Annotated in this window: 4 protein-coding genes and 1 pseudogene; 2 read left to right on the top strand and 3 right to left on the bottom strand. The window is 38.8% G+C overall.

Features of this window, described 5'->3' with window-relative positions; translation table 11 throughout:
• Positions 1-78 precede the first annotated feature (78 nt).
• Positions 79-297 carry a hypothetical protein gene (locus FJR04_RS24450; RefSeq protein ID WP_168499767.1) on the bottom strand — a complete coding sequence of 73 codons (219 nt, stop codon included), beginning with the start codon at positions 295-297 and terminating at the stop codon, positions 79-81.
• A 199-nt stretch (positions 298-496) separates the two neighbouring features.
• Here FJR04_RS24450 and FJR04_RS24445 point away from each other — a divergent pair, with 199 nt between their 5' ends.
• Positions 497-1,327 (top strand): DUF3598 family protein, encoded by an 831-nt coding sequence (locus FJR04_RS24445; protein ID WP_168499765.1) that lies wholly within the window; start codon positions 497-499, stop codon positions 1,325-1,327.
• 89 nt (positions 1,328-1,416) lie between these two features.
• Here FJR04_RS24445 and nrdJ read toward each other — a convergent pair.
• Both nrdJ and FJR04_RS24425 read right to left on the bottom strand, forming a co-directional pair.
• A pseudogene (gene nrdJ, locus FJR04_RS26745) lies at positions 1,417-4,613 on the bottom strand (ribonucleoside-triphosphate reductase, adenosylcobalamin-dependent).
• A 242-nt stretch (positions 4,614-4,855) separates the two neighbouring features.
• Positions 4,856-5,212 carry a hypothetical protein gene (locus FJR04_RS24425; RefSeq protein WP_168499763.1) on the bottom strand — a complete coding sequence of 119 codons (357 nt, stop codon included), beginning with the start codon at positions 5,210-5,212 and terminating at the stop codon, positions 4,856-4,858.
• Positions 5,213-5,351: 139 nt separating this feature from the next.
• On the opposite strand from FJR04_RS24425, the gene FJR04_RS24420 reads away from it, so the two are divergent.
• The gene (locus FJR04_RS24420) at positions 5,352-6,377 is read left to right on the top strand and encodes an isochorismatase (protein ID WP_168499761.1); all 1,026 of its coding nucleotides are present in this window, start codon (positions 5,352-5,354) and stop codon (positions 6,375-6,377) included.
• Positions 6,378-6,396 lie beyond the last annotated feature (19 nt).

The following is a 6,396-nucleotide window of genomic DNA, read 5'->3' as shown; positions in this document are numbered from 1 at the left end:
CTACTTAGGGGTAATTCATGAATTACCCCTACTGTTTTGCGTAAGTCTTGTCTTCACAAACCTATTTAGCTACTTGGGCTAATCAATAGTAATCTGCTGAGGTCCATTAGCTTTACTAGTTTGTGCATCTGTGCTAGAGTTACTAGAACTATCTCCACAACCCTTTTTATCTAGCCAACTTTTTACGGGATCTTCAGTTAGATTAAGTCGGAGGATACCAGAAACAAAACCACCAAGAAATGAGATCGGGTGTTGGGTAAGTTCTTGAAATAAGGGCGATAATTCAGTAATAAACATTAGACTCTCCAGGATTGCTGTTAAAAATTATTAATTCCTCATTAATCTTAACAGATACTGCCTAATAAGCAACTAGCAACAAATTTGATAATATTTGGCTATATGATGGTTATCATTGGTCAAATTATCACCAACAGCATTAACTGTAATTTGTCGCCAATACTCAACTAAAGTCAGCTATTTAAATAATAATTAAATTATGGCAAGCAACTGGGAAAATTTTCTCAAAAATTTAGGAGAATGGCGTGGTTCATTTACTAAAATATCACCCGACGGTGAAATATTAGATTCTACTCCTAGTATTTTAAATTTAGAAGCTGATGATAATCATCAAGCTGTAATTTTTAGATTACGTCGTTTCGATGCTAGTGGTTATGATAGTCCGCCCATTCAAGATTATCAACAGGAATACCGTTCTTTAGGAAAAGAGAACATCTTTTTTGCCACAGGAGCGTTTTCTAAAGGAACATTGCAACTAGCACCTTTTACAGAATTTGGAGCAGAATACGGCTTTGTAGATAATGATAGGCGATCGCGTTTAGTACAATTATATGACAAACAAGGTAACTTTATTAGTTTAACCCTGATTAGAGAATTCCGCACTTCTACAGATGCTTACGAACGCCCACAACTGACTGTAGAACAGTTAATTGGTAATTGGCAAGGTAAGGCTCATACAAGTTACTCAGATTTAAGACCATCAACAGTATGTTCTACTTCTTTAGAAATTCAAGATATGGGTAATGGATATTTAGAACAAAAATTATCTTTTTCATCCCAAGTGATTACTTCAACAGCAAAAATAGAAGGTAATAAAATCATTTTTGAAAAGGAAGGAACTACGCGACAAATTTTGTTATTACCTGATGGAAATTCTAGCAATGTTCCTTTGCAACTGCAATTGAGAAAACCTTTTTTTGTAGAAGCAGGTTGGCTAGTTAAAGAAAATGAACGTCAACGTTTAATTCGCAACTACAGTGAAAAAGGTGAATGGATTAGCTCAACTCATGTTATTGAATCTAAAATTTAGTTTAAGGCAGAGCCTTCTGGAATTCATTCCCATACAGAGTATGGGAACGAGGAATCTGATCAGGGTTAAAGCCCAACTAGGTACATAAACTATGAAGTGGGTGGTTGTTCTGGGAACATACACTTATCAGAGTCACAACCGCTAGGACCTGCTTCTGTTAGTTCTCCCAAATCATAACGACTTAGTGCGCCACAGAAATCATCGGTTTTCCGTCTGACTTTGACTTCTTGAGACAACTCCTGATATGTGGCTTTGTCTATTGGTTCAAAGGGTAAACGGGGGAAAGATTGCAAATCATCAAACCGCGCTAATAATGCAGCAGAAATGTAGCCTTCATCATTTTGAATTGCTTCATAAATGCGTGTCCCCAGGATTTCTACTTCTTCAGAACGGAGTTCTAAGGTAGCAGATGTATTATGGGTGACATAGTGATTCTGCACTTGCATGATAAAGTCTAATTGCGCTAATGCGGAAAACTTAGACACATCAATGACATCAGCACCGGGTAAATCTGCCCAAGATACAGCGACGGGTATTTCTACCAACCATTCGGTACAACGAGGATCAAAAGGATCGTTGAGTAAGTTGCCGTTTTCATCTTTGTCAGATTGGGAGGGAATGACGTTGTAACCATAGTCTATACAAGCTAGGGCTACGGGGTCATTTTTACGGAAGGTAATCCGACGGATGAATCTTTGGGCTTTGGGGGGATGCCAACCGGGAGATGCTCCTGTTAACAGGGATTTGGTCCCGGCTGGCTGGACCGTAGTACAACGGTTGGGGTGTTTGATGTGATGGCGATCGCAATATTCCCAAACGACTCTATGAACAATCTCTCTCCATTTGCTGAGATATTGTTGCTCACCACGTTTGAATATCAGTCCTTGGGAGGTTTCTGGTCTTCCTGCTTCCCACCAACGTAACCAATCTGTACCAAAAGCATGAACAAAGAAATCGAATAAACCGGTGAAGGAAACACCAACAATAGGATCAAGTTCCCGGCTGTATTGATAGCGGGGTTCAAGGAATTGGTGGTTTAACAGTGCGGCCACTGACAAAGCACCTGCTGTAAATGCTTCTTCTTGTTCTTTGTAGTTGTCGGGATCAACTTGGTTTAAGTGTACCTCAGACAGATTACAGTGGAAGTTAGCGCCAATGATCTCCAGTATTGTTACCCTAGAGGCTTTTTATCCTCTAGTTCTACAGGTTCTATATTCCCTGTAGCTCGGCGTACATATTCATCTACATAAAATAATATAGATGCCCCACACTCTTGGAGCTATACCAAAAGGTATAGAAGGAAAAATTTCCTCGGATTATATTTTTTGTAAATTGTGTCTTTTAACCGCTCTTCTAACAGTTTCTTCGTGAACACCAAGACGACGTGCAATTGTTCGTTGAGAAAGTCGCTGAACTACGTAAAGTTCCAAAAGAATATCTTTGGTGACTTTACTGCTTCTATCAGGCAAATTGTGTTGTTTAGCTCTGGAAAGCCCTTGTTTACGAACAATCTTTTGTATAAGAGGTGCAGAAACTTTATACATTTGGCCTAAATGCCTACTGGAGTAACCTCTAATATACAGATTAGCAATTTCATCTTCAGGTAAATTGAGAGGTTTCTTTCTCCATTTTTGACCTCCGGGACACAAGTTGTAACCATTGGAAATAGAATCATACTTTTGTATGTAAAACTCTTCACGTTGGTCTAACTGATCAAGAGGTATAGACTCTTCCAGCACCTCATAATAGAACTTATCTTTGCCGTACTTAGCGATCGCCTTACTAATTGTTTGAGAGCGGTTAGTTTTTAACAGCTTTAAATGCTGCTTGAACCTTTCTACAACAGGTTGTAAAGTCTGACCAATGTAGACTTTGGCATTTATTATGTTCTTGATAATGTAAATGCTACCTGTTGTTTCCATAACACCATTTTACAAAAGTTCACCCTCTACGCTCTACGGTGTCAATAGCTTTTTAGTTCTATTGATTACCACGGGATTAGCTTCTCAGCTTTCCCCGTATTTGCGGGGTTTTTTACGTGAGGCAAGTATTAAAAAATACCACACGGATTCAAGCCGTAGCGGCCTAAACGATGCTCTAATTCTTGAGAATTAATATCTGGGTGACGTTCTTGTATCCATTCTTTGGCTTTTCCTTGCTCGTAAGCTTGCAAGAAGTCTGTCTTTAGTCCTGCTGTAGTGAGTAAATCAATGTTAGCTCTAGCGACGGCTTCACCAGCCCATTGAATTGCTCCTTCACCGCTATAATATTGCTTTTGAACGGCTGCAATAGATTCTTCTAAGGTTGGTTTGCGGTGAAATACTCTGGTATGGTTCGCCATACGCAAAGAATCGCGTTCTGGATCAATACGCCAATTACCTTCTGCGTCTTGTTGCCATAAGTTGTCTTTAGCAGTTGCGCCTTGTTTATCTTCTGCAACGAATTGACGCATACCCGCGCTTCTACGAATATTGCCGGCAACAATCGTGACAGCAGCTTCATCAATTAACAAACAGCATTCAACTGAATTTAATTGTCTGCCTATTGCCTTATTGAGAATAGAGGCGCAACGCTGATACAATCCAGGTAATTTTACAGGATTAGCCATACCGCCAAAGCCTTTGAGGGTTTCCCCAGATTGGCGCACGTCGCTAATATCTACAATTACCTGAATGTCACCTGTAAAGCGTTCATCGGTGGAGAGTTCTAAAAGGGTTTGATAGGATTTTACCCAACCTTCTCGACTGTCTCCAACGTGGATAGTAGCGGTGTTACCTTCTATATCGGTTTGTGTAAATTCACGACGTTGTTCTTTAGGAGTGCTGCCAATTTCACCCGTGATGGTAATATTTAGGCGATTACGGATAGAAGGAAGTTGATTAATATACTGGGGTTCGATGATAGCACCTGTACCGCAGCCCATCATGGCTAAGTCCATCATTAACCCGAAGGCTTTCCAGTCTACAAGGTTGGTAGAAGTACAGTTATAAGCACCGGAGAAGTTTTTGGATTTGGTTAACCAATCTGTACCCCCAACCCACATCCATCGGCCACTGGGCAAAGCTTTCATGTTGCGCTGCATCTTGTCTAAAATTGCAGCTTCTTCACGGGTGAGTTTTCCCAGTTCCACTAAACCGCGTAAAGTGCGATCGCATACTTGGTCCCATGTTTCTCTTAACCCCACCTCTGTCCGACGGCTGTAGGTTCTAAAAAACACCGGATTGGCTGCTGGCGCAGATTCTGGAAATGTTGCACCCTGACGTTGACGTTCAAGTTCTCGAACCATAATAAAGTATGATTGCTTGTGGACAAACTATGACTATACGCCAAGTAGATTTAGGATTAAAGATTGAAAAATTTACCACTTTGCGCTATGGTTCTAAATGTGTAAATTATAACTATATTTTAGTTTTTTTATTTAAGTATAAAACCCTGACAGTGCGGCAGGGTTATCAACTCTCAACGTTTTTCCGATATAGCTTATATGTGTAATACAGTTGTTTTTTTACTTTTTTCGTTGACTATCCATTAAGCATTGATAGCCAGTAAAGATTCTAATTCATTGATATTAGTTACAACTTTACCTAAAGTCTCACTAAAATATACAACTTCATAATTAGGTGCTAGTTCTTTTTGCAATTGTTTCCACAAACTAATACCTTCTTGTTCAAAAGCTGCTTCTGCTTCTGGACTCAAATCTGGTGAATTAGCAGGGTCTTGCCAATTTAATGTTGTATTATAAGCGATCGCCCACTTTATTAGGCGGTTAATGGTTTCTTTGCTGAGGGGCAGTCTTGCCGGGGCGATGTTACCAACTTTATCAACATCTGCCCACCATAAAGGGTCGCACCCATAATCAGCCATTAGTTTGATTTTTATTGCCATAGCTACTCAGGTGGAATTATGGTAAAGAGGCGGGATTAGCTCCAACTATATAACCATTATCGCCTACCGTCACTGCATTGAAAAAATTAATTTTGGTATTCAATTTAATTAGTACAATTTACTACAACTCAATACAAATATGACAACCCAATTACCCCTTCCTCCGCATTTCAACCCTGCAAAAATTGGTGAGGTATGGCGTGTACCTTACCAACAACGTGCCATTGAAGCAGAAGCATGGTCAAAACAACAGAATATCCAACCAGCAGCCTTAGATAAAACTCGCGTTTGTCTATTATTAATAGATGTACAAAATACCTTTTGTATTCCTGATTTTGAATTATTTGTGGGTGGACAAACTGGAACTGGTGCAGTTGATGATAATCAAAGATTGTGCGAATTTATTTATCGTAATTTGGGAGTTATTACCAAAATTGTGCCTACGCTGGATACTCACACAGCAATGCAAATATTTCATCCCATATTTTGGGTAAATAGTCAAGGAGAACACCCGACACCAGCTGCAACAAACATTACACCCGCAGATATTGAGCAAGGTATTTGGCAAGTTAATCCAGCAGTTGCTAATAGTGTGACTAATAGTGATTATGAATTATTAAAAAAACAAGCTTTTCATTATGTTAAACAACTTAGTCAAGATGGTAAATACCCATTGACTGTTTGGCCTTATCATTCCATGTTAGGAGGAATTGGTCATGCTTTGGTTTCATCGGTAGAAGAAGCAATATTTTTTCATAGTATTGCTCGTCAAAGTCAAACTCAATTTGAATTAAAAGGTGAAAATCCTTTAACAGAAAATTATTCTATTTTACGTCCAGAAGTTTTAAGAGGATTTGATGACAAGCCAATTGGACAAAAAAATACAAGTTTAATAAAACAACTTTTAGAATATGATGCGGTAATTATTGGTGGACAGGCTAAAAGTCATTGTGTTGCTTGGACTATTGACGATTTATTAACAGAAATTCAACAGGTAGATAGTACCCTAACAAATAAGATTTATTTATTAGAAGATTGTACTTCTCCTGTTGTTGTTCCTGGTGTAGTTGACTATACAGAACAAGCTAATACAATATTTGCTAGATTTGCCAAAGCTGGAATGCAGATAATTAAATCAACGGAACAATTAACAATTGATAATTGACAATTGACAATTGAAGAAG

This window comes from Anabaena sp. UHCC 0204, assembly GCF_009711975.1.
Lineage (GTDB): Bacteria > Cyanobacteriota > Cyanobacteriia > Cyanobacteriales > Nostocaceae > Dolichospermum.
This window is presented reverse-complemented; position numbering and strand designations above follow the sequence as displayed.

What these genes read in the sequence shown, in the direction of transcription:
- FJR04_RS24450 (WP_168499767.1), bottom strand. Translation starts at nt 297, where the DNA reads ATGTTTATTACTGAATTATCGCCCTTATTTCAAGAACTTACCCAACAC.
- FJR04_RS24445 (WP_168499765.1), top strand. Translation starts at nt 497, where the DNA reads ATGGCAAGCAACTGGGAAAATTTTCTCAAAAATTTAGGAGAATGGCGT.
- FJR04_RS24425 (WP_168499763.1), bottom strand. Translation starts at nt 5,212, where the DNA reads ATGGCAATAAAAATCAAACTAATGGCTGATTATGGGTGCGACCCTTTA.
- FJR04_RS24420 (WP_168499761.1), top strand. Translation starts at nt 5,352, where the DNA reads ATGACAACCCAATTACCCCTTCCTCCGCATTTCAACCCTGCAAAAATT.